The sequence below is a fragment of the Pelistega europaea genome (assembly GCF_013133775.1).
Classification (GTDB): domain Bacteria; phylum Pseudomonadota; class Gammaproteobacteria; order Burkholderiales; family Burkholderiaceae_B; genus Taylorella; species Taylorella europaea.
The window spans coordinates 1-26,188 of the sequence record NZ_JABGBO010000011.1; the positions used below are offsets into that span (position 1 = coordinate 1).

Sequence of the window (26,188 nt, forward strand, 5' to 3'; positions counted from 1 at the left end):
CCTAACTCCTTCGCTATCGTCTTCTTTGGGTGAAAATGCAAAAGCCTTTCGCAAGCTTGTTTTTTTATAGATACGGATATCGTCATATTTTGGACTCCTTACTGTCCAAATTTTCCGTACCAGTACACTTTCAAGTGGAGAAAAAAGCCTTAATGCCTTTGTTGTTGAGGCTATTCGTGAACGAGTAATGGTAGTGAATAAAAGAGTTCTATAACATATTGATTTTATTCGATTAAACATCATTATACATCGAATGTATAATGATGTATAAAATCGAAGAAAGTGAAGAGACTATGGTGGGACATTATTTTGACAATAATTAAGCCTATCTGAGCCAATAAAAAGGGCTACCCACAATGAATAGCCCTTTTAGTCTTTAAGTTCTCAAACAATTTATAAAATCGTCATTAAACTTGCATTACCACCTGCAGCTGCGGTGTTAGTACTAATAGATTGTTCGTGTACCAAAGCAATCTCAGGGTAACTAGCGCCGTCACGTAGCTCATTGCTTGATAAGCCATAAGCAATAACAATAGGACCGCTACGCTTGCTCAAGCGAATATTTAATTCACGGAGCATATCGCTATCTCCCTCAAACACGGCACCATCAATAGCGACAGTATCCAATTCGTTGTCTTGAATAAAGCGAATTGTATTGCGTAATTTAGCATCTACTGTATTGAGCCACTCACGTACAGAAGGAGTGTCCACGATAACAACCTTATTACCACTTTGTTGAAGCTGGGTTAATTGGCTGACCAAACCGAGAGCCGTTGCAGGTACCGCCAACATAGTACCACGGGGGATGAGACGGTATGCATTGCTTTCACCGGTAGGACCTGGTAATAGCGTATGTAAGCTATTCTTATCTTTTAGGTTAAATGGTTTGGGTAGACTTTGATTGCCTGCACTGAGCAAGCGGAACAAGTAGAGAGGGCCACCAGCTTTAGGGCCAGTTCCTGATAAACCTTGACCACCGAATGGTTGTACACCAACAACAGCACCAACAATATTACGGTTGACGTAGATATTGCCTGCATGAATGCTGTCTGTCACATGTTGAATAGTTTCATCAATACGTGAGTGGATACCGAAAGTCAATCCGTAACCAGTAGCGTTGATGTCATTAATAAGTTGATCGAGGTTTTCTCGTTGGTAACGAAGTACATGTAGCACAGGGCCAAACACCTCACGTTCTAGGTCTTTAACAGAGTTAATCTCAATTAAAGTAGGAGGCACGAAAGTACCAAATTCTGCACTAGCAAGGGGTTTGATTTGTTCTACTTTGTGACCTTTGGCACGCATATTGTCTACATGTTTGTCGATGATAGCCTTGGCTTGTTCATCAATAACAGGACCAACATCAGTAGAAAGCACATGTGGGTTGCCTACACGCAGTTCATGCATCGCCCCCTTAATCATACCAAGCACACGGTCGGCACCATCTTCTTGTAAGCAAAGAATACGTAATGCAGAGCAACGTTGACCTGCTGAGTCAAAGGCTGAGTTTAATACGTCAGCCACTACTTGTTCTGCTAAAGCAGATGAGTCAACAATCATAGCGTTTTGTCCACCTGTCTCTGCGATAAGTGGGATAGCATGACCGTTTTTATCAAGGCGAGTGGCAAGTTTGCTCGCAATAAGACGAGCCACTTCAGTAGAGCCTGTAAACATCACACCGTGAATGCCATCACTAGAGATGAGTTGATCGCCGACTGTCTCACCACGACCAGGCAATAATTGTACGGCATCAGCAGGAATACCTGCTGCATGAAGAATGGCAATACCTTGTGCAGCGATAAGAGGTGTTTGCTCCGCTGGTTTGGCAAGTACAGTATTACCTGCAGCAAGAGCTGCCGCCACTTGTCCCATGAAAATAGCAAGAGGGAAGTTCCAAGGGCTGATGCACACAACAGTACCAAGTGGACGTTGTTGTTCTAAATCAAAGTTTTCTTCGATTTGATCAGCATAGTAACGTAAGAAGTCGACTGCCTCACGCACTTCTGCAATACCATTATTGAATGATTTGCCTGCTTCGCGTGTAATTAAACCGAGAAGATTTTGCATATTACCTTCTAATAAGTCGCCAGCACGACGAAGTAGGGCGGCACGCTCGGTAATTGGAGTGGATTGCCAGATAAGTGACATTTTTTGAGCTTTATCTATTGCCTGTGCGACTTCTTCCGAAGAGGCTTCAATCACTTCGCCCACCTTGTCTCGGCGATCAGCGGGATTTATTACAGCAACTGCACGCGAAGCATCCCAGTCAGCTAATGTGCTAGGAGCCGCTTGCCACTTGGTATTGCCGCTGCTAAGGAGTGATGCTGCTAGTGAACCAAGTCGATGCTCGTTACTAAGATCTAAACCAGTTGAGTTCTCACGTGAGCTAGTAGGAGTCTTGTATAGGTCACGAGGTAGAGGAATCTTCTCATGTGGAGCACCAAGAGGGGTGATTTTATTTGCAAGATCAATAGGACTTTGAACAAGAGAGTTAATATCAACATTGTCACTGGCAACTTGGTTAACAAATGAAGTATTTGCACCATTTTCCAATAGACGACGCACTAAGTACGCCAATAAAGTCTCATGTGTTCCTACAGGAGCGTACACACGGCAAGGACGGTTAAGGTTTTTTTCTCCAACCACTTCTTCATATAAAGGTTCACCCATGCCATGCAAGCATTGGAACTCATATTGACCACGGTAATAGTTGTTACCTGCAAGGTGGTAAATAGAAGAGAGTGTCTGTGCATTGTGTGTTGCAAATTGAGGGTAGATAGCCTCAGGAGCAGAAAGTAGCTTTTTAGCGCAAGCAAGGTAAGACACATCAGTATAAACTTTGCGTGTATAGACTGGGTAGCCTTCTAGACCGTCTAATTGAGCACGTTTAATTTCGCTGTCCCAGTAAGCTCCTTTAACAAGACGAACCATAAGACGGTGATTCGTGCGGCGTGCTAAATCAATTACGAAATCAATGACAAAAGGAGCTCGTTTTTGATAGGCTTGGATAACAAAACCAATACCATTCCATCCTTGAAGTGAGGGTTCTTGGCAGAGAGCTTCAAGTAAGTCTAAAGAAATTTCTAGGCGATCAGCTTCTTCTGCATCAATATTTAAGCCGATGTCATAGTGGCGACATAACTGCGTCAACTTAATCACACGGGGCAGTAGCTCACTCATGACACGGTCATACTGGGCACGAGAGTATCGAGGGTGTAAGGCAGATAATTTAATAGAAATACCTGGGCCTTCATAGATACCACGACCAGCAGATGCTTTACCAATGGCATGGATAGCTTGTTCGTAGTCGCGATAATAACGTTCTGCATCTTCCTCTGTGGTTGCCGCTTCGCCCAGCATATCATAGCTGTAGCGGAAACCTTTGGCTTCATATTTACGACTGTTGGCAAGTGCATCGGCAATGGTTTCACCAGTGACAAATTGCTCTCCCATCATGCGCATAGCCATGTCTACACCTTTGCGAATGAGAGGTTCACCGCCTTTGGCAATCATACGAGTAAGTGCACTAGAGAGGTTTTTCTCGCTATTGACAGCGACAAGTTTACCAGTAATCATCAAGCCCCAAGTTGCAGCATTGACAAACATTGAAGGTGAGCCACCCATATGTGATTTCCAGTCGCCATGACTGATTTTGTCACGGATAAGGGCATCGCGTGTGGCTCGGTCAGGGATGCGAAGCAATGCTTCTGCTAAGCACATCAATGCAATACCCTCTTGGCTAGATAGGGCAAACTCTTGAATCAAACTTTCAACACCTCCTGAAGGTGTTTTTTCCTTGAGAGCCTTGACAAGACGTAATGCTAACTCACGAGTTTTTTCTGGTTCGGCAATGCTAGCATTTTGCAATAATACGGGTACGCATTCAGTCTCTGGACGACGATAGGCAGAGGTAATTGCAGAGCGGAGGACAGACTGTGATTGAATATCTTGGCCAAACTCGAAGAATGGTGGGTAAAATTGAGGCTCCTCGGTGGTGACAGTAACCTCCTCTGTGGTTTCTTCGGTAGAGAGATGGGCAAGCTCTTTAGGCATTTCACCTCGCTCAATTTTATCCAAATAAGCCATCAGAGCTTGTTTGTGTAACCAATGTGGTGTGCAGTTGAGTTTGCGTGCGCTGGCTTGTAAGCGCTCCTTTGTGGTACTGTCTACTTTAATACCAAGCGTCGTATTATCAGTCATAAAAATGTCCTATGAAAAAATTAAGATGTGATAAGGGTAGTATTTTTTTATCGAAAATAATACTAGGGTTTACCCTAATATGAAAATAGTTAACCTATTATTTTTTAAGAAAAAAGTTGAATTTTATTGTGTTGTTAAAGTAGAGGGGGGAGATAAAAATCTTATCTTGTAATAGAGATAGGGGGAATCGTTAGGTCTGGAATTTATTTTGATGTGGGTATAATCCGCACCTAAAAGGAGCAGATTATATAACTAGGATTTTTTTGTAGAGTATGGTCTTTTTCATGATTGTTTCATTATCAGGGCGTCAACGATAAAACATGCTTCAGTTTTTTGATAAACTCAACCGTTCTTGCAAGAAAGTTTGTTAAAATGAGCAATTATTCTTATTTTCTCAATAGTTATGGTATCTAAGACAAAACATGCTTCCGAGATTATTCTGCAACTAGAGAATGTTTCGCTAGGCTATGGTGACCGTACCATCCTGTCGGATTTAAATATCCGCGTACACAAAGGAGAGGTGGTGGCACTTATTGGTGGCTCTGGTTCGGGGAAGACAACTTTGCTGCGTGCTGCAACAGGACAGATAATGCCTCAAGCAGGCAAGGTTAGTGTCTATGGACAGGATATTGCACAGGCATCTTCTGTGCAGTTGCGAGAATTGCGTCAGCGTATGGGTGTTTTGTTCCAGCAAGGGGCTTTGTTCACAGATTTGGGAGTCTTTGATAATGTGGCGTTCCCGCTACGAGAGTTAACACAAGATAGTGAGACGGAGATTTTTAATAAGGTTCTAAACAAACTTGAAGCAGTGGGGTTGCGTTCTGCTGCTCATTTAAGTCTCTCGGAAATTTCTGGTGGTATGGCACGTCGTGTGGCATTGGCACGGGCGATTGTTCTTGAACCAGAGCTTATCTTATATGATGAGCCGTTTGCTGGGTTAGATCCTATTTCTCTTGGTATGACAGCTAAGTTAATCCGTGATACAGCGACACGACTAAATTGTGGGTCTGTATTGATTACACATGATATTGAGGAATCTTTCCATATCGTGGATTATGTTTATATGGTAGGACGCGGTACTTTGATTGCGGCAGGCACTCCCGATGAGTTGCGAGCATCAGAAGATGCTTATGTACAGCAGTTTTTACATGGAAATGCCAAAGGCCCAGTGGTGTTTGAGTATCCTGATACCCCACATTTCCAACAATGGTATGCACAACGCAAGGAGCAATTAAATGTTGGCAAATAGTATTGCAGTACTTGGGCGTTATGTGATAAATGCTATCGTTGGCATGGGTGTGTTTTTCCGTTTGTTGCTAAGCTTATTAGGACATTCTGTCATTGCCATTCAACGTCCTCGGTTAGTGACTCAGCAAATTCATTTCATTGGTAATTATTCCCTGTCTATTATTGCGGTATCGGGCTTATTTGTAGGCTTTGTATTGGGGTTGCAAGGGTATAACACGCTCTCTATGTATGGTTCTGAAGAAGCACTGGGTTTGCTGGTTGCTCTGGGATTGATTCGAGAATTGGGGCCTGTGGTGACAGCATTGTTATTTGCTGGGCGAGCAGGTACCTCTATTACTGCTGAAATCGGTTTGATGAAGTCAGGTGAGCAAATTAATGCAATGGATGTGATGGGGATTAATCCTCTTCGTCGTATCTTGGTGCCTCGTTTCTGGGGGGGTGTTATTGCAATGCCTGTGTTAGCAGCAATTTTTTCTGCAGTTGGGATTATTGGTGGCTGGTTTGTTGGTGTTGTGCTTATTGATGTGGACCCTGGGGCTTTCTGGTCACAAATGCAAGCGGGTGTAGATATTTGGGAAGATGTACTTAATGGAGTAATCAAGAGCATTGTTTTCGGTGTAATGGTGATGCTGGTGTCACTATACGAAGGTTGGTATTGTCAGGCTACTCCAGAAGGGGTGGCAAGAGCGACAACACGTACAGTAGTTAGGGCGTCGTTGTTAGTATTGGGTTCAGATTTCATCATGACAGCATTGATGTTTTAATATAGGTTATAGATATGCAAGACAAAAAAACCGATTTTCTAGTTGGGCTGTTTGTACTTTTAGGTTTTTTAGCTATACTGTTTTTGGCATTAAAAGCAGGTAATTTAAGTACTTTTTCTTTTGAACGCACTTATAAAGTTATCGCTAAGTTTGATAATGTGGGTTCGCTTAAGATTCGAGCTCCAGTCAAGAGTAATGGCGTAGTTGTGGGTCGGGTTGCTGATATTAGTTTTGATAACAAAGAATTCCGTGCTGTAGTGGCGCTGAATATAGAGGCGAAGTATCAGTTCCCTATGGATACATCGGCTTCCATTCAAACCGCTGGTTTATTGGGTGAGCAGTATATTGGTTTGTCTGCTGGTGCCGAGGAAGAAAATCTCAAAGAAGGCAGTGAAATCACATATACACAAAGTGCAGTGGTTTTAGAGGAGTTAATCAGTAAATTCTTATTCTCTTCAGCAGAAAAAGAGGGTAAATCCGACTCTACTGATAATAAAGCGGACAAATAAGAGAGAGATGCTATGAAAAAAATATTTTCTATTGCTGTAGTAGGTGTGTTGCTGAGTGCATGTACAACGGTGAAAAATCCGTCACCAGAGGATCCGCTAGAAAGCTATAACCGTGCTATGTTTAATTTTAATGAAAAAGTAGACAAGGCAGTATTGCGTCCTGTGGCTAAGGGATATGAGGCAGTAGTGCCTCAGCCTGTACGTAGCTGTGTGCATAACATCTTTGGTAATCTTGGGGATGTTTGGTCTGGTATTAATAGTATGCTCCAAGGTAGGGGGTTAGACTTTGTAAATACTATGGGTCGAGTATTGTTTAACTCTACTGTGGGTTTAGGTGGTTGCTTTGATGTGGCCTCCAAAACCGGTGCCAAGAAAATTCCTAATGACTTTGGTATTACATTGGGAGTTTGGGGTCTTAGTGATGGAGCTTATGTTGTGCTACCTATTTTGGGGGCAAGCTCTGTTCGTGATTCTATTGGTCTGTTGGGTGATGGTGCAGGAACTCTTTACACCTCTACAACACCGTGGGCTATTGATAATGTCCCTCTACGCAACAGCTTAGTGGCTGTTCAGGCCGTGGATAAACGAGCAGCCTTGTTAAATGCTGATGATATAGCAAGTGATGTGTCTATTGATAAATATGCCTTTATTCGTGATGCTTACAAGCAGAATCGTATGGCTTTGTTACGCTCTAAATTTGAGGACGAGATTACTGACGGCACACCAGATACTGCATATCTTTACGAAGATACGACAGAGAGCGGTATTGTAATTCCGGGTCAAGAGCGTCGTACAGCCTATCGCAAGAAATTACGTGAAAGACGTTTAGAGAAACTAAAGTCTTTTGACAAATTTTCTGTGCCAGAATATGAGGATCCAGGCGAGTAATTGAATTGAGATACAAGGGGCTAGTGTATCCAAAGGGTATATTTACCCCCCCTATCAAGGTCTGGATTTGATAAACAACAATGACTATAAGGAGTGCGATAATGAATCCATTCGTTTCAAGTTTGAATAAGGCTTTTTTATCATCTATGCTAGCTGTAGGTTTGGTCTCAGTAGCACATGCAGAACAAACACCCAATCAGTTTGTTGAGCAAGTGGTTAATGATACCTTGACAGCCATCAAGAGCAATAATGCTGCCCGTAGTGGTGATATTGCTGCGATTAATCAGATCGTGAATCAACATGTGATGCCCTATGCCAATCTTGAGAAAACCACGCGTTTGGCGACAGGAGCCCCTTGGCGTAAGGCAACACCAGAACAGAAACAGCAATTAGTTGAGGCTTTTAAAGGTACATTGATTCGTACTTATAGTGGTGCCTTTAAAAATGTAAACGACTCAACTAAAGTTACCTTGCAACCTTTCCGTGGTGATTCTAGTGCCAAGGATGTAGTGGTGCGTTCTACCATTTCAGCAGCCAGTGGTCCTGTATCAGTAGATTATCGCTTAGAGAAATCAGGCGATAGTTGGAAAGTATATGACTTTAATGTTGAAAATATTTGGTTAATTGAGAATTATAAAAATCAATTCCGAGGAGAAATCAATAAGGGCGGTATTGATGGCTTAATTCGTAGTTTACAAAAATAATTTATGAGTGCTGTTTCTGTCCAACAACTTAGCAAAATTTACCCTTCCAATGATAGTCTATGGTCACGTTTTTTGGGTAAAACCAATGCATCAGGCTTTCAGGCACTGAAAGATGTAAGTTTTTCTGTGGAGGAGGGGGAGTTTTTTGGGTTGTTGGGTCCCAACGGAGCAGGCAAAACCTCTCTCATTTCAGTCTTGGCAGGGTTGTCTAAGCCCACACAAGGTAGTGCTAGTATTTATGGCTATGATGTCCAACGCGATTACCTGCAGGCAAGACGTACTTTAGGGGTAGTACCACAAGAGTTGGTATATGATCCTTTTTTTACCGTGAGAGAGACGTTACGTAATCAGGCAGGCTATTTTGGTCTATACCATCAGGATGATTGGATTGATGAGGTATTAACCAACTTAGGCTTATCTGACAAGGCTGATACCAATATGCGAGCCCTTTCTGGTGGTATGAAACGCCGTGTCTTGGTTGCCCAAGCATTGGTACACCGTCCTCCAGTGATTATCTTAGATGAACCCACTGCAGGGGTTGATGTGGATTTACGTCATAGCCTGTGGGAATTTATTTCTAGCTTGAATCGCAAGGGGCATACTATTATTCTCACTACGCATTATTTGGATGAGGCGCAGGATTTGTGCCACCGTCTGGCTTTTTTACGTAAAGGTGAACTCATTGCTTTGGATAAAACCGACAATATTATTCAGCAATTTGGTGGTCAGGATTTAGAAGAGGCATTTTTACAGATTATGCACTCAACTCATCGTGAGAAGCAAAGTATATCAAAAGAGAGTATCTGATATGAGCGATGTTCAGGCCCCAACAACAGATGCCAGCAAGAGCCAATGGCATTCTTTGCAAGCCAATCTTCAATTTGGTTCTGGTTTTCCTGCTTTACTTCGCAAAGAGGTGATGCGATTTTATAAGGTGTCGCTCCAGACAGTGGGGGCACCTGTGCTGACAGCAGTACTGTACATTGTGGTGTTTGCTCAAGTGATGCAAGATAGGGTACAGGTATATGAGGGAGTTTCTTACCTTGATTTTCTGATTCCTGGTCTTGTGATTATGAGTATGATGCAAAATGCGTTTGCAAACTCATCATCCTCTCTGATGCAAAGTCGTATTACAGGAAATCTTGTTTTTATCCTATTGCCCCCGCTATCCCCGAGGGAAATATTTACAGCTTTTGTGTTAGCTAGTATTTTACGTGGTTTGGTTGTAGGAATAGCTTTGTGGCTAGCTGGGTTGTTTTTTGATGCAGCTGTTCCATTGCATGTCGGTTGGGTACTTGTGTTTGCCTTTATGGCATGTGCTATTATGGGGTGTTTTGGTTTGGTGGCAGGCTTATGTTCTGAGAAGTTCGACCAACTGGCTGCATTCCAGAATTTCTTAATTATGCCAATGACATTCTTATCAGGTGTGTTTTATTCTATTCATACACTACCAGATTTTTGGCAAAAAGTATCCTACTTTAACCCAGTTTTTTACATGATTGATGGCTTTCGTTATGGTTTTTTTGGTATTTCAGATGTATCGCCATGGCGTAGCTTTTGCATAGTACTTTTTACTTTTTTACTTGTTACTGCAATTGCTTTAAGAATTTTAGCAAGCGGTTATAAACTACGGACCTAATACATGACAGTTACACCAGAACAAATTCGAGAATATATTACTAGTCACCTACCCTGTGAGCATTGTGAGGTTGAGGGTGATGGAGCACATTTTCAAGCAGTCATTGTGAGTGAAGTGTTTGTTGGAAAACGTTCCATTGCTAGGCATCAGCTTGTGTATGCTGCATTAGGCGATCGAATGAGAGAAGAAATTCACGCTTTATCAATGAGCACATTAACTCCAGAGGAATTTAAAAATAATGGATAAATTACGCATTGTTGGTGGTACGCCGCTGCGTGGGGAAATCACGATTTCTGGGGCTAAAAATGCGGCTTTACCTATTTTATGTGCGGTATTGTTGACTGATGAGCCTGTTATTCTACGCAATGTCCCTGATTTAAATGATGTTAAAACAACAATCCGAGTGCTGGAGCAACTTGGGGTTAAGGTGGAGTGGCTTGAACCAGAGGTGGTTAAGCTGCAAGCCGACAAAGTAACCTCGTATGAGGCACCTTATGAGTTGGTGAAGACTATGCGTGCTTCTATTCTCGTATTGGGTCCGCTTCTTACAAGATTTGGTTCTGCCAAGGTGAGTCTACCTGGCGGTTGTGCTATTGGGCAACGTCCAGTAGATCAACATATCAAGGGGTTAGCAGCGTTATCTGCTGATATTCGAGTTGAACATGGTTTTGTGGTGGCACAAGCCAAGCGTTTAAAAGGAGCCAATATTCGCACTGACATGGTGACGGTGGGAGGTACTGAGCAATTCTTGATGTCTGCAGCTCTTGCTGAGGGTACGACTATTCTTGAGAATGCCGCACGTGAGCCCGAGGTTGTCGATTTAGCAGAGTTATTGATTGCTATGGGTGCAAAGATTTCAGGTCATGGTACAGACCGTATTGTGATTGAAGGCGTGGACAAACTTCATGGTGCCGATTACACTGTAGTAGCAGACCGTATTGAGGCAGGGACATTTTTATGCGCTGTGGGTGCTACAGGTGGTGATATTACTTTACGTAAAGCTGCCCCTCATACGATGGGGGCCACACTGGACAAGCTAATTGAAGCGGGTCTTGAGATTGAAACAGGCGAAGACTGGATTCGTGCCCGCATGAATAAACGACCCAAGGCGGTAAGTATTCGTACACATGAGCATCCAGGCTTTGCGACAGATATGCAAGCCCAAATGATGGCACTCAACACTGTTGCAGAGGGTACGTCTGTTATTGTTGAGAATATTTTTGAAAATCGTTATATGCATGTTCCTGAGCTAGTGAGATTGGGAGCTGACATTTCCCTAGATGGACATACTGCTGTGGTTAATGGAGTAGAAAAACTTTTTGGCGCTAAGGTAATGGCAACAGACTTGCGTGCTTCTGCAAGTCTAGTAATTGCTGCTTTGGTGGCGGAAGGGGAGACGATTATTGATCGTATCTACCATTTAGACCGAGGTTACTCCAAAATAGAAGAAAAGCTTAAAGCCGTTGGTGCCAAAGTTGAACGCATCAAGGGCTGATGGAAAGATGATGAACACTGTAAATGATAATGTGGTAGCCGATGTGAATACTACTGAACAAGATCGTCCTTTAATTACTTTAGCCTTATCTAAGGGGCGAATTTTTGAAGATACATTGCCTTTATTGGCAGAGGCGGGTATTTCTGTAGCAGAAAGTCCAGAAAGTTCCCGCAAATTGATTTTTCCCACTAGTGATCCTTATCTGCGCTTGTTAGTGGTGCGAGCCTCTGATGTGCCTACCTATGTACAATATGGTGCAGCGGATATTGGTATTGCAGGCAAAGATGTCTTGTATGAGCATGGCAAAGAGCATCCTGGCGGACTTTATCAACCGATTGATTTGGATATAGCTAAATGTCGCTTGTCCGTTGCAGTGCGTAGAGGGTTTGATTATGAGGCCGCTGTTAAGCAAGGAGCTCGTTTGCGTGTTGCCACCAAGTATGTGAATGTAGCACGAGAACATTTTGCTCGTAAGGGTGTATATGTTGATATTATCAAACTCTATGGTTCGATGGAGTTAGCCCCTCTTGTGGGATTAGCAGATGCAATTCTAGACGTAGTATCTACTGGAGGCACGCTGCGTGCTAATGATTTAGTAGAAGTAGAAGACGTGTGGCCAGTGTCATCACGATTGATAGTGAATCAGGCCTCTTTAAAAACGAGAGCGAAGTATTTACAACCGTTGATTGATGCCTTTGCAAAAGCTAGCCAAAAATAACCATCTATATGGTTTTAGGTTTACAATGTTCCGATAAAGGATGAAGAAAGGATTTACTATGTCAGTCATTAATCGTTTAGACTCAAAAGAGGTAGATTTTCAATCGCGATTGAAAGCTCTGCTTGCTTTTGAGGCGAGTCAGGATGACGCTATTGAGAGTGCAGTTGCCAATATCTTGCGCGAAGTCAAGGAACAAGGGGACGCAGCTGTGCTTGCTTATACCCAGAAGTTCGATAAGGTAGACGCACAATCCATACAGGATTTAGAAATTCCGTTGGCTGAATGTCAGGTCGCATTGTCATCGTTGCCACCGGCACAGCGCCAAGCGTTGGAGGCCGCTGCCGCTCGTGTGCGAGCGTATCATGAGCGTCAGAAGGCTTCTTCTTGGACATATACCGAGGAGGATGGTACTGTACTAGGGCAGAAGATTTCCCCTATGGACAAAGTGGGTCTCTATGTACCTGGCGGTAAGGCTGCTTATCCCTCTTCTGTGTTAATGAATGCAATCCCTGCCAAGGTTGCCGGTGTAGGTGAAGTGGTCATGGTAACACCCACCCCCAATGGTCAACGTAACCCGCTGGTTTTAGCTGCAGCAGCAGTAGCTGGTGTTGATCGTGTTATCGCGATTGGAGGGGCTCAGGCTGTTGCGGCATTGGCTTATGGTACAGACACAATTGCCCAAGTGGATAAGATTGTCGGTCCTGGTAATGCATTTGTTGCCTCAGCCAAACGTAGAGTCTTTGGTACTGTGGGTATTGATATGGTGGCAGGACCCAGCGAGATTCTGATTGTTTGCGATGGATCGACTCCTGCGGACTGGATTGCAATGGACTTGTTCTCTCAAGCAGAACATGATGAGTTGGCACAAGCTATTTTGCTATGTCCTGATGCAGACTATCTTAATGCTGTAGAAACTTCCATTATGCGTCAGCTAGACGAGATGCCTCGCAAAGATATTATTCGTACGAGCTTGAAAAATCGCGGTGCATTAATTCATGTGGCTGATTTAGATGAGGCCTGTGAGATTGCTAATTTTATTGCCCCTGAACACTTGGAGTTATCTGTGAAGAATGCACAACAATGGGTGGATAAAATTCGTCATGCAGGTGCGATTTTCTTGGGGGCATATAGCTCGGAATCCTTGGGAGATTACTGTGCTGGACCTAATCATGTATTACCCACTTCACGAACAGCACGTTTTTCATCACCTCTGGGTGTTTATGACTTTCAAAAACGCTCCAGCATTATTCAAGTATCGCATACTGGAGCACAGACATTGGGGCGTATTGCAAGCGAGTTAGCTTATGGCGAGGGATTGCAATCCCACGCACGTAGTGCAGAATACCGCCTGGATACTAAAACTTCCTCTTAATCCGCTTACTACTGGAATTGTATATGCGTACAGCAGAGATTACTCGTAATACCAATGAGACTAAAATTAAGGTCTCTATTAACCTAGATGGCACAGGCAAACAATCCATTAACACTGGGGTCCCTTTTCTTGACCATATGATTGATCAAATCGCACGTCATGGCATGATAGATATTGCGATTGAGTGTGATGGTGATACGCATATTGATGACCATCATACAGTAGAAGATATTGGGATTAGTTTGGGTATGGCGGTTGCACAAGCTGTGGGCGACAAAAAGGGGCTTACGCGTTATGGTCACGCATATGTGCCATTAGATGAAGCATTGTCTCGTGTGGTAATTGACTTTTCAGGTCGTCCCGGATTGGAGTTTCATGTGCCATTTACTCGAGCTATGATTGGGCGTTTTGATGTGGATTTGGTACGTGAATTCTTTCAAGGATTTGTGAACCATGCACTAGTGACTGTGCATATTGATAATTTACGCGGAATTAACTCACATCATCAAGCAGAAACAGTGTTTAAGGCATTTGGCAGAGCATTGCGTATGGCAACGACACCGGACCCTCGTGCAGCGGGTATGGTGCCATCAACCAAAGGAGTGCTCTAATGCGTACAACGATTGCCATCGTTGATTATGGTATGGGTAATATCCACTCAGTAGAGCGTGCATTGCGTTATGCTGCACCTGAGGCAAATGTCTATCTTGCCAATACGGTTGAAATGCTTGAGAAAGCCGATCGAGTTGTGCTGCCAGGCCAAGGTGCCATGCGTGATTGCATGCAAAATCTGGAGCAATCAGGTCTCAAAGAGGCTCTTTTAACAGCCTCTCGCACTAAGCCTTTATTGGGGGTTTGTGTTGGTGAGCAGATGTTGTTTGAACACAGCCAAGAAGGAGGAGTGCCTTGCCTTGGTATTTTCCCAGGAGAGGTCAAAAAATTTGAAGGGGAGCTTTTTGCTAAGCCTCATCATAATGACCACCAAGAGCATCTTAAAGTCCCTCATATGGGTTGGAGTCAAGTCAAACAAGAACGTGACCATCCCATATGGGATGGGATTCCTGATAATAGTTATTTTTATTTTGTTCATAGCTATTATGTACAACCAGCAGATACTGACCTAACAGTAGGTAGTACCTTATATGGTTATCCTTTTACTTGTGCAGTAGCACGTGATAATATTTTTGCGGCCCAGTTCCACCCTGAAAAGAGTGCAGAACAGGGACTACGTTTGTATCGTAATTTCGTAGAATGGAAAATTTAATGTTTTCTCTACGTAAATGAGGTATAAATACACTTTGATGGGAACTTTGCTTAACAAGTGAAGCATTTTTGGCAATTTTTATAGTTAAACTTTTATGTTGTTAATTCCTGCAATTGATCTTAAAGATGGTCGTTGTGTACGCTTACGCCAAGGCGAACTTAACGATGCGACAGTTTTTTCTGATGACCCTGCTGCTATGGCGCAACAATGGCTAGATAAGGGTGCCAGTCGACTGCATTTGGTTGACTTAAATGGAGCTTTTGCAGGTAAACCGAAAAATGCAGAAGCAATCAAGCAAATTTTAAAAGTCATTGATGATGAAATTCCTGTTCAAATTGGTGGAGGTATCCGTAATATGGATACGATTGAAACCTATCTTGATATGGGATTGGAGTATGTGATTATTGGCACAGCTGCTGTTAAAGACCCCTTATTTCTACAAGACGCATGCTCAGCATTCCAAGGGCATATCATTGTGGGATTGGATGCCAAGGACGGCAAAATTGCTACTGATGGCTGGAGCAAAGTGACTAAGCATGATGTGATTACAACTGCTCAACGCTTTGAAGATTTAGGTGTAGAGGCGATTATTTATACTGATATAGGTCGCGATGGCATGTTGTCTGGTGTCAATGTAGAAGCGACATTAAAGCTTGCTCAAGCAGTGAATATTCCTATTATCGCTTCAGGTGGCGTACATGATATGAATGATATTCGCACATTGGCTCCTTTGACCAAAGATGGTGTTGAGGGAGTTATTCTTGGTCGTAGCATTTACGAGGGTACACTGGATTTTGAAGAGGCTTTACGCTACGTAGAGGCTTTAGAGGACGAAAATTGAATACACCATTGTCCACACTCACTAAGCGCATTATCCCTTGTTTAGATGTGACAGCAGGTCGTGTTGTAAAGGGGGTAAATTTTGTTGAACTGCGCGATGCAGGAGATCCTGTTGAGATTGCCCGTCGCTATAATGAGCAAGGTGCTGATGAACTGACTTTTCTAGACATTACAGCAACAAGTGATGATCGGGATTTGATTTTGCCGATTATTGAACAGGTGGCTTCACAGGTTTTTATTCCGCTCACTGTTGGTGGTGGGGTAAGGGAAGTAAAAGATGTGCAACGCTTGTTGAATGCAGGTGCTGATAAAGTGTCTATCAATAGTGCGGCTGTTCATCGTCCTGAATTAGTGTTAGAGGCAAGTCAGTACTATGGCTCTCAGTGCATTGTGGTGGCGATTGATGCTCGTAAGGTAAGTCAAGTGGGTGAACCCAATCGTTGGGAAGTTTATACTCATGGAGGACGTAAGCCTACTGGTATTGATGCTGTAGAATGGGCTATGAAAATGGCGGACTATGGTGCTGGCGAGATTTTGCTAACCAGCATGGACAAGGACGGCACAAAATCAGGTTTTGATTTGGACTTAACTCGTGCAATTTCTGATGCTGTTGCTATTCCAGTTATTGCCTCTGGTGGGGTAGGAAATTTACAGCATCTTGCAGATGGCGTGACCAAAGGACGAGCAAGTGCAGTATTGGCAGCAAGTATTTTCCATTATGGAGAGCATACCATTGCTGAGTGTAAAGATTTTATGGCACAACAAGGGATTGTCGTAAGGAGAGCATAATGAGTGCTTGGTTAAAACAAGTGCACTTTGATGATAATGGATTAATTCCAGCCATTGCCCAAGATTATCAGACGGGTCGAGTATTGATGATGGCATGGATGAACCATGAGGCTTTACAAGAAACAGTAAAGACCAAGGTGGCAGTGTACTGGTCGCGCTCTCGCAAGAAATTATGGCGTAAGGGTGAAGAGTCTGGCCATACACAAAAAATTCATGAAATTCGTTTAGACTGTGACCAAGACGTGATTTTACTTAAAGTAGAGCAGGTTGGTGGAATGGCTTGTCATACTGGTCGTGAGAGTTGTTTTTACCTGCGTTTAGAAGGCGATGATCCTCAATGGGTAGAGGCAGATGCTGTGATTAAAGACCCTAAAGATATTTATAAGAATCCCCATGAATAATACTGATATGTCTCATTTTTTAGCGGAATTAGCAGATACCATAGAAAGTAGATTACCTGCTCGAGGTGGAAACCCTGAAACATCCTATATTGCTAAACTCTATCACAAAGGTGAGGATAGCTTTCTTAAAAAAATTGGGGAAGAAGCAACAGAACTTGTGATGGCGTGCAAAGATGCTAAACACGATAGAATCGTTGCTGAAGCTGCTGATTTGTGGTTTCATAGTATGGTGGCCTTGGCTTATTATGGTCTCCGTCCTGAACAAGTGATTAATGAGTTGGCGCGCCGAGAGGGTGTTTCAGGGCTAGTCGAGAAAGCCTCACGCAAAGAGTAAATTTTATCTTTTAACAAAATTGATGTAACTAAATGATTAGGAGTGATTATGGGTGGATTAAGTATTTGGCACTGGTTAATTGTGCTTCTTGTAGTAGTATTAATCTTTGGAACAAAGAAACTTCGCAATGTGGGTGAAGACCTGGGTGGTGCTGTGAAAGGCTTTAAAAAAGGGATGCAAGAAGCAGATGATCAAGCTGCACTCACACAAAAGAAAGCCGATGATACCACGACAGCAGATGTTAATGCTAAGGAAAAGGCAGAATAATTCCTTACCTAGGGATAATTATTTATGTTCGGTTTGAGTTTTAGTGAGCTGTTGGTCATTGGTGTAGTGGCTCTGATTGTGTTAGGACCAGAGCGTCTGCCTAAAGTAGCACGTACTGTGGGATTGCTAATGGGGCGTGCTCAACGTTATATGAGTGATATTAAAAGCGATATACAACGCGAGATGGACATCCAGGAGCTTAGTAAGGTAAAAAATGAGGTGGAGTCCGCTGCATCGCAGATTCGCCAAAGCCTCGATAAAACCGTTGCTGATATTAAAGATCCTTTATCTGTCTTAAAAAATGAGGTAGAAGATAGGGCACAGCAGCTCAAACAGGAAATTACTCAAGAATTACCTGATTTATCGGCACTAAAACCCAAAACGGATACTAAAACAGACAATCAAGATAATCCTGACAAGAAAACGACATCATGAGCCAACAACAACCTCAATTAGAAGGCCCTGAGGATAAAGACGAATCACTGATTTCGCACTTAATAGAGTTGCGTTCGCGGTTATTATATGCCGTGCTTTCAGTGCTGGTTGTCTTTATTGTGTTGTGTATTTTTCCTGGTAGCAAGGCACTATATGATTTTCTCGCCCATCCTATGGCAGCTACCTTGCCCGCAGGGGATAAAATGATTGCCTATGGGGTTATCACTCCGTTTTTGGTTCCTTTGAAAGTGACCTTGTTGGTGGCCTTTGTGGTGGCATTGCCCTTTGTTTTGTATCAAGTTTGGGCATTTGTGGCACCAGGGTTATATAAACATGAAAAACGGCTTGTGCTTCCTGTGATTGTTTCTAGCTACATCCTCTTTTTTGTGGGGATGGCATTTTGCTATTTCTTCGTCTTTCAGACAGTTTTTCACTTTATCGCTACCGTTTCACCAGACAGCATTAATTTTGCTCCTGATATAGAAGCCTATCTGGATTTTGTGATGACTATGTTTATGGCATTTGGTCTCACTTTTGAGGTGCCTGTCGTTGTGTTGGTGTTAGTCGGTACAGGTATGGTGAGTGTGGATAAGCTCAAGAAAGCTCGAGGCTATGTCATTGTCGGTGCATTTGTTGTAGCGGCTGTGCTTACCCCTCCTGATGTGATTAGTCAATTTATGATGGCAGTCCCTTTAATCCTGCTTTATGAGTTAGGTATGGTAGCTGCAAAGTTGGTGCGTCCTAAGTCTGACTGAGCTGTTTTTTTAGTCTGGGCGAGTTCCTAATACAACAGGGACGGTTGCTGTTTTTCCATTGTGCAACACCTTGAGAGTAATTTCTGTGCCAGGCTTGAGTGGAGAGATGGCGTTCATCAGCTGATTCGCACTGATGATGCTTTTCTGATTGAGCTCAACCACGATGTCTCCCACGGCTAGTTTTGCTTTGGCAGCAGGACCATTAGCAACAACAGAGGCGATAATCACACCACGAGTTTCTTTGAGATTAAAAGCTTTGGCAATATCGGTAGTGACCTCTTGCAACTCCACACCGAGCCAACCACGAGTTACTTTACCTGTTTCAATGATTTCATGCATGATTTTAAGAGCCGTCTCAGCCGGAGTTGCAAAACCAATGCCTAGTGATCCGCCAGCATCTCCTTCGGAGTAAATAGCTGTATTTATTCCGATAAGATTGCCATTGACATTAATAAGTGCCCCGCCAGAATTACCAGGATTAATGGCCGCATCAGTTTGGATAAAATTTTCATAAGTATTAAAGCCTAGCCCAGAACGTCCTAACGCAGAAATAATCCCCATGGTTGTTGTTTGACCTACATCAAAAGGATTCCCAATAGCGAGAACCACATCACCAACATGAAGTTTTTCGTTTGCATCATAAGGGATGGGTACGAGACCTTGAGCTTCAATTTTAAGTACTGCTAAATCAGTATCTGGGTCTGCACCGATAAACTTACCTTGAAATTTGCGTCCGTCATAGAGGGCTATCTCAATAGAGTCGGCAGCTTCTACAACATGGTAGTTAGTAAGAATATAACCATCTGCTGTAGCAATGACACCCGATCCTAAGTCAGTTGGGGTGTTAAGTTTTTGGCGACGAGCCTGTTCTTGAATAAAAGCACGTAGAGCAGGGACATCAGGGAGGTTTTTAAACGACGAGTCTATCCGTTTGGTTGTGTATACATTGACCACAGATGGAGTGGCTAATTCTACCGCTCCTGCATAAGAAGTAATAATGGTTGTGGTTTGATCAGGCTTGTCTGCTGGGGCATCTTGAATCTTAACGACAGCTGTTGGTTGCTGGCTAAGCGGAGTATTTAGTAGGAATTTATGCACCCACGCAGGACGTAATGTTGCCAAAATAAACACGATGGCAAGACAAACAGCGACAGTTTGAGAGAAAATAGACCATATACGTTGCATAAAGGTGATCTTCAATGAGTTTAGTTAGTCGTCAAATGTTAAGCCAATGGCTTAGTCAGTCCCTAGAAATTTATAACTTTAAAGATTATGCCCCGAACGGTTTACAGCTACAAGGAAAGCCTTTTATCAAAAAGGTTGTCATGGGTGTGACCGCCTCCAAAGCATTGTTGGAACATGCTGCTCACATCCATGCTGATGCTGTTATCGTTCATCACGGTTGGTTTTGGAAAAACGAAAACCCATGCATTACTAGTATGAAGTATGAACGTATCGCGTATGCGATTCAACAGGAATTAAATATTTTTGCATATCATTTACCTCTTGATGCCCATCCCGTATGGGGAAATAACGCCCAACTTGCACGTGTGTTGGGCCTTCAGGTTAGTAGGGTGGATAACAAGCCAGAGACCTGCGGACAGGGTAATTTAATCTGGATGGGTAGTCCACCAGACGGTCTAGAGAAACTAGGCGATTTAGAACTACACATTGCTACAATTTTGCAGCGCAAACCGTTGTTTATAGGCAACAAAGAACAACGTGTTTCCCGTATTGCATGGTGTACAGGGGGGGCACAAAGCTTTTTTGAAGATGCAATTGCGGCAGGTGCAGAGGCATTTATTACAGGAGAGGCTTCCGAACAAAATTTTCATATAGCCAATGAAACTGGTGTGGCCTTTTTTGCTGCAGGCCACCATGCTACTGAACGTTATGGGGTGCAGGCTTTAGGGCATGCACTCAAAGAGCAGTTCCCTGCGCTAGAGGTGGTTTTTGTAGACATACCAAACCCTATCTGACGTATAACCATGCCGTTTTTCGTGTTGCAGTTACACCGTATTTTATAAAAGTGTCGTATTCTTGCTACGGTCTATGGCAACGTTTTTGTATTATTTGGTGAGGTAGTTTGCGAGTAGCTGTAAAAATTTTATGCAAAAGCCCCAAAACTTCATGTTGGGGCTTGCTACTACTCAGGCTATTCAATTCAACTTAAGTCAATAATCAGTTATTTTTTAAGTGCATCGCGGATTTCGCGTAATAAAACAATATCTTCTGGATCTGGTTCTGCAGCTTTTTCTTCTTCAAAGCGGGCACGTGCCTTGGCGATAGATTTCACGAAGATAAAGACAACCAACGCTAAAAGAATGAAGTTAATTAAGATGGTGATAAAGTTTCCATAGGCAAAAACCGTTGCACCTGCCTCTTGTAAAGCAGCTAAAGTTTGTGGGCCTGTATAGCCTTCTGGTTGTGATAATACAATGAATTTATTAGAAAAATCGACATTTCCGCCGATGAGAAAATTTACTAAAGGCATAATCACGTCTTTGACTAAAGAGTCAATAATCTTACCGAAAGCTCCTCCGATAATCACACCGACTGCTAAATCAATCATATTGCCTTTAACTGCAAATTCTTGGAATTCTTTTAAAAAACCTTTACTCATAATTTGTGTCCTTTATTTCCTTGAATTGAATAGACGGTATATAATAATAAGATAAGTTTAAATAAACTATCATAAATGTGTTATTTTTTTACACCTTGGCAGTATCAATAAGGATCGATAATGAGTCAGGATTCAAATTTACATCAAAATGAAGGGCAGTCTTCACCAGACGTCTTGCCCGATGACCCTTCGCGTCGTTTCTGGTTAGGCACGGCCTGTGCTGTGGGTGGTGTGGCTGGTGTTGCGACGTTGACACCGTTTGTCGCATCAATGAACCCATCTGATCGCGCAAAAGCAGCTGGTGCTCCTATCACTGTTAACTTGAGTGTTATTGCTCCAGGCACGATGATTACCGCAGAATGGCAAGGTAAGCCAGTGTGGGTATTACATCGCACACCTGAGATGATTGAAGGCCTCAAGAAAAATGACCCTTTCCTTGCCGATCCCAACTCTGATCGTCCAGGATTTACCCCAGACTATGCTAAAAATACCAATCGCTCTCGCAAACCAGAGTGGCTGGTAGTTGTTGGTATTTGTACACACTTGGGCTGTTCTCCTTCTCCTCGCTTTGCCGTGGGTGGTTCAGAGGGTATGCCAGCTAACTGGGAAGGTGGCTTCTTGTGCCCTTGTCACGGTTCACGCTTCGATTTGGCTGGTCGCGTGTTTAAAAACCAACCAGCTCCAGATAATCTTTTGGTGCCACCATATTACTTTGTGGATGACAACACAATTATGGTTGGTTTGGAACAAGCAGCAGGCTAGTTTTGCCTCATTAACTAAGGGAGCCTTTACATGGCCGGCGATAAAGTTGTAGAAACAAAGGGATTTTTAGGTTGGATTGACCACCGTTTCCCTGCAAGTAAACTCTGGAAAGAACATCTCAGTGAGTACTATGCTCCTAAGAATTTCAATTTCTGGTATTTCTTTGGTTCATTGGCATTATTGGTATTAGTGATTCAAATCGTCACTGGTATCTTTATGGTGATGCACTATAAACCTGATGCAGATTTAGCGTTTGCTTCGGTTGAGTATATTATGCGCGAAGTGCCTTATGGCTGGATTATCCGCTATATGCATTCTACTGGCGCGTCTATGTTCTTCGTGGTGGTGTATTTACATATGCTACGAGGTATGTTCTATGGTTCATACCGTAAACCTCGCGAACTAGTGTGGATTTTTGGTGTGGCAATTTTCCTCTGTTTGATGGCAGAAGCTTTCTTTGGCTACCTCTTACCTTGGGGCCAAATGTCATTCTGGGGAGCACAAGTAATCGTTAACTTGTTCTCTGCAATTCCTTTTGTTGGTCCAGACTTATCTGTATGGATTCGTGGTGACTTCGTGGTATCTGATGCGACACTTAATCGCTTCTTTGCTTTCCACGTGATTGCTATTCCATTAGTGCTTATTGGTTTGATTGCTGCTCATATTATTGCGTTGCATGAAGTAGGCTCTAATAACCCAGACGGTATCGAAATTAAGGCCAAGAAAGACGCCAATGGTCGTCCACTAGATGGTATTCCATTCCACCCTTATTACTCAGTGCATGACTTGGTAGGTGTGTCTGGTTTCCTTATCGTGTTTGCAGCGATTATGTTCTTCGCTCCAACTATGGGCGGTTACTTCTTAGAGTCTAATAACTTCTTACCAGCTGACCCATTCAAAACTCCTCCTCACATTGCACCAGTATGGTATTTCACACCTTTCTATTCTATGTTGCGTGCAACAACTGACGAGTTTACATGGGCATTGGTCGCTTTTGCATTAATCTTTGCTGTGGGTATCCTTCTTAGCAAGAAGATTAAAGCACCTTGGAAACTTATCTTCCCTGTAATTTTAGTGGTGGTAGCCGTATTGCTTCGTGTCTTTGATGCGAAGTTCTGGGGTGTGGTTGTTATGGGTGGTACAGTGGTTATCCTTGGTTTCTTGCCTTGGTTAGACCAATCACCAGTAAAATCTATCCGTTATCGTCCAGGTTGGCACAAACTTGTCTACGCTATCTTCATTATTGACTTCGTAGTATTAGGTGTTATTGGTACTAAAGCACCATCTCCTGTGCTCAATATCATTTCACAAGTGGGTACGGTTGTGTATTTGGCATTCTTCTTCTTTATGCCAATTTGGAGCCGTTTGGGTACGTTCAAGCAAGTGCCTGAGCGTGTAAATTACCACCCTCACTAAGATTTTTGAGGAAATAACATGATTAAAAAGATTTTAGGCGCATTACTTATGGTGGTCTCAGTCGGTGGCGGTGTAGCCACCGCTTCTGAGGGTGGCTATCCTTGGGACGTTGCTCCTGTGCCAGTCACTGATAAAGCTGCTTTACAACATGGTGCGAAGTTATTTATTAACTACTGTATGAACTGTCACGGCGCAAGCTTATTGCGTTACAACAACCTCACTCAAATTGGTCTTACAGAGCGCCAAATTGAAGAGAACTTGTTATTCACAGGCAAGAAAGTGGGCGATAAAATGACAATCGCAATGAAACCCAAAGATGCTAAGTTATGGTTTGGTGCAACACCACCTGACTTGTCTTTGATGGCACGTGCTAAGGCAGAGAACTTAGGTCAACCAGGTACAGATTATATCTATACCTACTTACGCACTTTCTATCGTGATCAGTCACGTCCTTTAGGTTGGAATAATCTTGTATTCCCTAATGCAGGTATGCCTAACCCACTTTGGGAAAAACAAGGCCCTGTAGAGGTGACTTTCAAGGATATTCACAAGGTTGAAAAAGACGGTGCAGAGCAATGGGTTGAGACCGTCTCTAAAGTAGACGCTCAAGGCTATAAATCTGTTATCAGCGAGACTGCCCTTTCTGACTATAAAGGTGAAGGTGGTAGTCATGCAGAGATTCATTACCTTGATAAAGACAAACAAGCCCTCTATGATAAAGATGTGGCTGACTTGACTGCCTTTATGGGCTGGATGGCTGAGCCTCAACAAGAGTTCCGCAAGACACTTGGTGTGTGGGTATTGTTCTTCTTGTCAATCTTATTTGTTGTTATTTGGCAGTTGAATAAAGCCTACTGGAAGCATGTTAAGTAATTGCTAGCGTTCGCTTTCAAAAAGGGTGAGCCATGTGTTCACCCTTTTTGTTTATCCTGTTTTGTGGATTTCTCTTTTTTTTATTTCCTCTGAAAGTGTTGAGGTTCTCGGCTGTTGTGAGTAAGTCTAGGTGGACAGTATTTGCTCATAAAATAAGGCAAATAAGAAAGAGGGGGTTATAGGAAATAAGAGAGGCGGTTTGAAATTGCTATAGCATTTCTTGTAGAATAGTAGATTGTAATTTGTGAAGCTAGATAGGGTAGTGGGGTGGTCAGTTTTGGTACGACCAATGCTGGCATAGCTTACTAGATTTCTAAAAATATCCCTGATTTTGGCATTTTTGCTAATACATTTTTATAAAAGGAGTCGCACATTATGATGGTGCTTTACTCTGGCACAACGTGCCCATTTTCACAACGTTGCCGTTTTGTTTTGTATGAAAAAGGCATGGATTTTGAAATTAAGGATATCGACCTATTTAATAAGCCAGAAGATATTTCTGTGATGAATCCTTATGGTACTGTGCCTATCTTAGTTGAGCGTGATTTGATTTTGTACGAATCTAATATTATTAATGAGTACATTGATGAGCGCTTCCCTCATCCACAGTTGATGCCTGCGGATCCTATTATGCGCGCGCGTACTCGTTTGTTCTTGCATAACTTTGAGAAAGAGTTATTTGTGCACGTATCTGTGTTAGAAGACCGCACTAAAGCGCATGACGAGGCTTTGTTGAACAAAACGCGTGCGATTATTCGTGATCGTTTATCGCAAATTGCACCATTGATGGTGAAAAATCGCTATATGCTTGGTGATGAGTTCTCTATGTTAGATGTAACTATGGCTCCATTATTGTGGCGCTTGGATTACTATGGTATTGAATTGCCTAAAGGTGCTGCACCTATTCAGAAATATGCTGAGCGTATTTTCTCTCGTCCGGCCTTTATTGAGGCGCTGACACCATCAGAGAAAGTGATGCGCCGTTAATTAAGCATTGCTTAAGTATTTTCTTGAGTCGACTTTTGATTTTTCAGTTACTTGTTTTGTTGAGGCTAAATCGTTATTTAATAGTGCGGATTGCGTTATTAGCAAGTAGATGAGTTGTGCATCGTTGAATGATAGGATGCAGTTTCGTTGAGCAACGGTTTGTATTTGATGGTCGATAAAATATATTGACTGAAATAAGAAGTGGGATGAGATTGGGCATTGGCTGTATTGGTTGATGCCCTTATTTTTGAAAAAATATTTATTGTTGAGGAGTTCCTATGTTACCTCCTAGTAGCAAACCTTATTTAGTCAACGCCATTTATGAATGGTGTGTAGATCAAGGTTATACCCCCTATATGATGGTTAAGGTGGATAAGCATTGCCGTGTGCCACAAGCCTATGTACGTGATGGTAGTATTGTGCTTAACGTGAATCCTGAGGCTGTTAAGGATTTTGTCATGAGCGACGGTTGGGTGGGTTTCACCGCACGTTTTAATGGCGTAGCACAGATGGTGAGCTTTCCCATTACGGCGATTGCTGCCGTATATGCACGCGAAACCCAAGAGGGCATGGGGTTTGAGGTGACGGAGTATCAAGGGGACGATAGTCCTAGCGATGATGGTGATGCTGATGCTGATGCTTCTTCTTCAAATACACCTCCTAAGAAACCGACATTTAGTTTGGTGGAGTAGGGAAGCTAAAGGTTTTGTGTTCAGATGACCTTTCGGTGCACTGATATTGATTGATGTGCTATGAATGGAAAGGTCGTCGCTATGACGTTTGACATGAGGATGGATTCACAAACACAATGCTTTCTTTCTTTAGAATGAGTCATGAAGCAGTAAATTTGTTGTTAAACAACAACGCTGATGCAAATAAAGCAAATTAATTGCGGTAACACTTGC

30 protein-coding genes are annotated in these 26,188 nt (G+C 42.8%); 26 read left to right on the forward strand and 4 right to left on the reverse strand.

The features are described 5' to 3' along the window. The coding region (locus HKX40_RS10650; protein WP_216605220.1) for a hypothetical protein at positions 1–243 on the reverse strand (243 nt) is incomplete at its 3' end. Positions 244–393: 150 nt separating this feature from the next. After that, positions 394–4,200: a trifunctional transcriptional regulator/proline dehydrogenase/L-glutamate gamma-semialdehyde dehydrogenase gene (gene putA / locus HKX40_RS09395; protein ID WP_171589322.1), complete on the reverse strand. Its 3,807-nt coding sequence runs from the start codon at positions 4,198–4,200 to the stop codon at positions 394–396. A gap of 403 nt (positions 4,201–4,603) precedes the next feature. On the opposite strand from putA, the gene HKX40_RS09400 reads away from it, so the two are divergent. The 20 genes from HKX40_RS09400 (at position 4,604) to tatC (ending at position 18,622) form a co-directional block, all read left to right on the forward strand. Then, positions 4,604–5,449 carry an ABC transporter ATP-binding protein gene (locus HKX40_RS09400; protein WP_171589323.1) on the forward strand — a complete coding sequence of 282 codons (846 nt, stop codon included), beginning with the start codon at positions 4,604–4,606 and terminating at the stop codon, positions 5,447–5,449. Next, positions 5,436–6,212: a lipid asymmetry maintenance ABC transporter permease subunit MlaE gene (gene mlaE / locus HKX40_RS09405; RefSeq protein WP_171589324.1), complete on the forward strand. Its 777-nt coding sequence runs from the start codon at positions 5,436–5,438 to the stop codon at positions 6,210–6,212. The genes HKX40_RS09400 and mlaE overlap by 14 nt, the downstream gene beginning before the upstream one ends. Positions 6,213–6,226: 14 nt before the next feature. Continuing rightward, a complete protein-coding gene (gene mlaD, locus HKX40_RS09410) occupies positions 6,227–6,721 on the forward strand; it encodes an outer membrane lipid asymmetry maintenance protein MlaD (protein WP_171589325.1) in 495 nt (164 codons plus the stop codon). Between the two features lie 12 nt (positions 6,722–6,733). Further along, positions 6,734–7,609 carry an MlaA family lipoprotein gene (locus HKX40_RS09415; protein ID WP_171589326.1) on the forward strand — a complete coding sequence of 292 codons (876 nt, stop codon included), beginning with the start codon at positions 6,734–6,736 and terminating at the stop codon, positions 7,607–7,609. Between the two features lie 101 nt (positions 7,610–7,710). After that, positions 7,711–8,313, forward strand: a complete 603-nt coding sequence (locus HKX40_RS09420) for an MlaC/ttg2D family ABC transporter substrate-binding protein (protein WP_171589327.1) — start codon at positions 7,711–7,713, stop codon at positions 8,311–8,313. Positions 8,314–8,316: 3 nt separating this feature from the next. Further along, a complete protein-coding gene (locus HKX40_RS09425; protein ID WP_171589328.1) occupies positions 8,317–9,120 on the forward strand; it encodes an ABC transporter ATP-binding protein in 804 nt (267 codons plus the stop codon). Position 9,121: 1 nt separating this feature from the next. Further along, positions 9,122–9,952, forward strand: coding sequence for an ABC transporter permease (locus tag HKX40_RS09430; RefSeq protein WP_171589329.1), 831 nt, complete (start codon positions 9,122–9,124; stop codon positions 9,950–9,952). A 3-nt stretch (positions 9,953–9,955) separates the two neighbouring features. Then, on the forward strand, positions 9,956–10,198 hold the full coding sequence (locus HKX40_RS09435) for a BolA family protein (RefSeq protein ID WP_171589330.1): 243 nt from the start codon (positions 9,956–9,958) through the stop codon (positions 10,196–10,198). Then, the gene (murA, locus tag HKX40_RS09440) at positions 10,191–11,447 is read left to right on the forward strand and encodes a UDP-N-acetylglucosamine 1-carboxyvinyltransferase (protein ID WP_171589331.1); all 1,257 of its coding nucleotides are present in this window, start codon (positions 10,191–10,193) and stop codon (positions 11,445–11,447) included. The genes HKX40_RS09435 and murA overlap by 8 nt, the downstream gene beginning before the upstream one ends. Before the next feature lie 7 nt (positions 11,448–11,454). Beyond that, a complete protein-coding gene (hisG, locus tag HKX40_RS09445; RefSeq protein WP_246233667.1) occupies positions 11,455–12,165 on the forward strand; it encodes an ATP phosphoribosyltransferase in 711 nt (236 codons plus the stop codon). Positions 12,166–12,223: 58 nt separating this feature from the next. After that, complete coding sequence (gene hisD / locus HKX40_RS09450; RefSeq protein ID WP_171589332.1) at positions 12,224–13,537, forward strand: histidinol dehydrogenase; 1,314 nt, start codon at positions 12,224–12,226, stop codon at positions 13,535–13,537. 23 nt (positions 13,538–13,560) lie between these two features. Next, positions 13,561–14,148: an imidazoleglycerol-phosphate dehydratase HisB gene (gene hisB, locus HKX40_RS09455; protein WP_171589333.1), complete on the forward strand. Its 588-nt coding sequence runs from the start codon at positions 13,561–13,563 to the stop codon at positions 14,146–14,148. Then, positions 14,148–14,801 (forward strand): imidazole glycerol phosphate synthase subunit HisH, encoded by a 654-nt coding sequence (hisH, locus tag HKX40_RS09460; RefSeq protein ID WP_171589334.1) that lies wholly within the window; start codon positions 14,148–14,150, stop codon positions 14,799–14,801. The genes hisB and hisH overlap by 1 nt, the downstream gene beginning before the upstream one ends. Before the next feature lie 94 nt (positions 14,802–14,895). Then, the gene (gene hisA, locus HKX40_RS09465) at positions 14,896–15,642 is read left to right on the forward strand and encodes a 1-(5-phosphoribosyl)-5-[(5-phosphoribosylamino)methylideneamino]imidazole-4-carboxamide isomerase (protein WP_171589335.1); all 747 of its coding nucleotides are present in this window, start codon (positions 14,896–14,898) and stop codon (positions 15,640–15,642) included. Further along, entirely contained in the window at positions 15,639–16,430 is a 792-nt protein-coding gene (gene hisF, locus HKX40_RS09470; protein ID WP_171589336.1) for an imidazole glycerol phosphate synthase subunit HisF, read from the forward strand. The genes hisA and hisF overlap by 4 nt, the downstream gene beginning before the upstream one ends. Next, a complete protein-coding gene (hisI, locus tag HKX40_RS09475; RefSeq protein WP_171589337.1) occupies positions 16,430–16,831 on the forward strand; it encodes a phosphoribosyl-AMP cyclohydrolase in 402 nt (133 codons plus the stop codon). Before hisF ends, hisI begins: the two co-directional genes overlap by 1 nt. After that, entirely contained in the window at positions 16,824–17,165 is a 342-nt protein-coding gene (locus HKX40_RS09480; protein ID WP_171589338.1) for a phosphoribosyl-ATP diphosphatase, read from the forward strand. Before hisI ends, HKX40_RS09480 begins: the two co-directional genes overlap by 8 nt. Positions 17,166–17,213: 48 nt before the next feature. Beyond that, positions 17,214–17,432 carry a Sec-independent protein translocase subunit TatA gene (gene tatA / locus HKX40_RS09485; protein WP_171589339.1) on the forward strand — a complete coding sequence of 73 codons (219 nt, stop codon included), beginning with the start codon at positions 17,214–17,216 and terminating at the stop codon, positions 17,430–17,432. A 24-nt stretch (positions 17,433–17,456) separates the two neighbouring features. Continuing rightward, positions 17,457–17,867 carry a Sec-independent protein translocase protein TatB gene (gene tatB / locus HKX40_RS09490; protein WP_171589340.1) on the forward strand — a complete coding sequence of 137 codons (411 nt, stop codon included), beginning with the start codon at positions 17,457–17,459 and terminating at the stop codon, positions 17,865–17,867. Further along, on the forward strand, positions 17,864–18,622 hold the full coding sequence (tatC, locus tag HKX40_RS09495; RefSeq protein WP_171589341.1) for a twin-arginine translocase subunit TatC: 759 nt from the start codon (positions 17,864–17,866) through the stop codon (positions 18,620–18,622). Before tatB ends, tatC begins: the two co-directional genes overlap by 4 nt. Positions 18,623–18,631: 9 nt before the next feature. Here the strand turns inward: tatC and HKX40_RS09500 are convergent, their stop codons facing one another. After that, positions 18,632–19,807 (reverse strand): trypsin-like peptidase domain-containing protein, encoded by a 1,176-nt coding sequence (locus HKX40_RS09500; protein ID WP_171589342.1) that lies wholly within the window; start codon positions 19,805–19,807, stop codon positions 18,632–18,634. Positions 19,808–19,821: 14 nt separating this feature from the next. On the opposite strand from HKX40_RS09500, the gene HKX40_RS09505 reads away from it, so the two are divergent. Beyond that, entirely contained in the window at positions 19,822–20,601 is a 780-nt protein-coding gene (locus HKX40_RS09505) for a Nif3-like dinuclear metal center hexameric protein (RefSeq protein WP_171589343.1), read from the forward strand. A gap of 206 nt (positions 20,602–20,807) precedes the next feature. Here HKX40_RS09505 and mscL read toward each other — a convergent pair whose 3' ends face one another. Next, on the reverse strand, positions 20,808–21,245 hold the full coding sequence (gene mscL / locus HKX40_RS09510; RefSeq protein WP_171589344.1) for a large conductance mechanosensitive channel protein MscL: 438 nt from the start codon (positions 21,243–21,245) through the stop codon (positions 20,808–20,810). 120 nt (positions 21,246–21,365) lie between these two features. Here mscL and petA point away from each other — a divergent pair, with 120 nt between their 5' ends. From petA to HKX40_RS09535, 5 genes are all read left to right on the forward strand, one after another. Further along, on the forward strand, positions 21,366–22,007 hold the full coding sequence (gene petA / locus HKX40_RS09515; protein ID WP_171589345.1) for a ubiquinol-cytochrome c reductase iron-sulfur subunit: 642 nt from the start codon (positions 21,366–21,368) through the stop codon (positions 22,005–22,007). A gap of 30 nt (positions 22,008–22,037) precedes the next feature. Then, positions 22,038–23,423, forward strand: coding sequence for a cytochrome b (locus tag HKX40_RS09520; RefSeq protein ID WP_171589346.1), 1,386 nt, complete (start codon positions 22,038–22,040; stop codon positions 23,421–23,423). Positions 23,424–23,441: 18 nt separating this feature from the next. Continuing rightward, the gene (locus HKX40_RS09525; RefSeq protein ID WP_171589347.1) at positions 23,442–24,296 is read left to right on the forward strand and encodes a cytochrome c1; all 855 of its coding nucleotides are present in this window, start codon (positions 23,442–23,444) and stop codon (positions 24,294–24,296) included. Between the two features lie 375 nt (positions 24,297–24,671). Further along, the gene (locus HKX40_RS09530) at positions 24,672–25,283 is read left to right on the forward strand and encodes a glutathione S-transferase N-terminal domain-containing protein (protein ID WP_171589348.1); all 612 of its coding nucleotides are present in this window, start codon (positions 24,672–24,674) and stop codon (positions 25,281–25,283) included. A 278-nt stretch (positions 25,284–25,561) separates the two neighbouring features. Continuing rightward, on the forward strand, positions 25,562–25,975 hold the full coding sequence (locus tag HKX40_RS09535; RefSeq protein ID WP_171589349.1) for a ClpXP protease specificity-enhancing factor: 414 nt from the start codon (positions 25,562–25,564) through the stop codon (positions 25,973–25,975). The last annotated feature ends 213 nt before the right edge of the window (positions 25,976–26,188 follow it).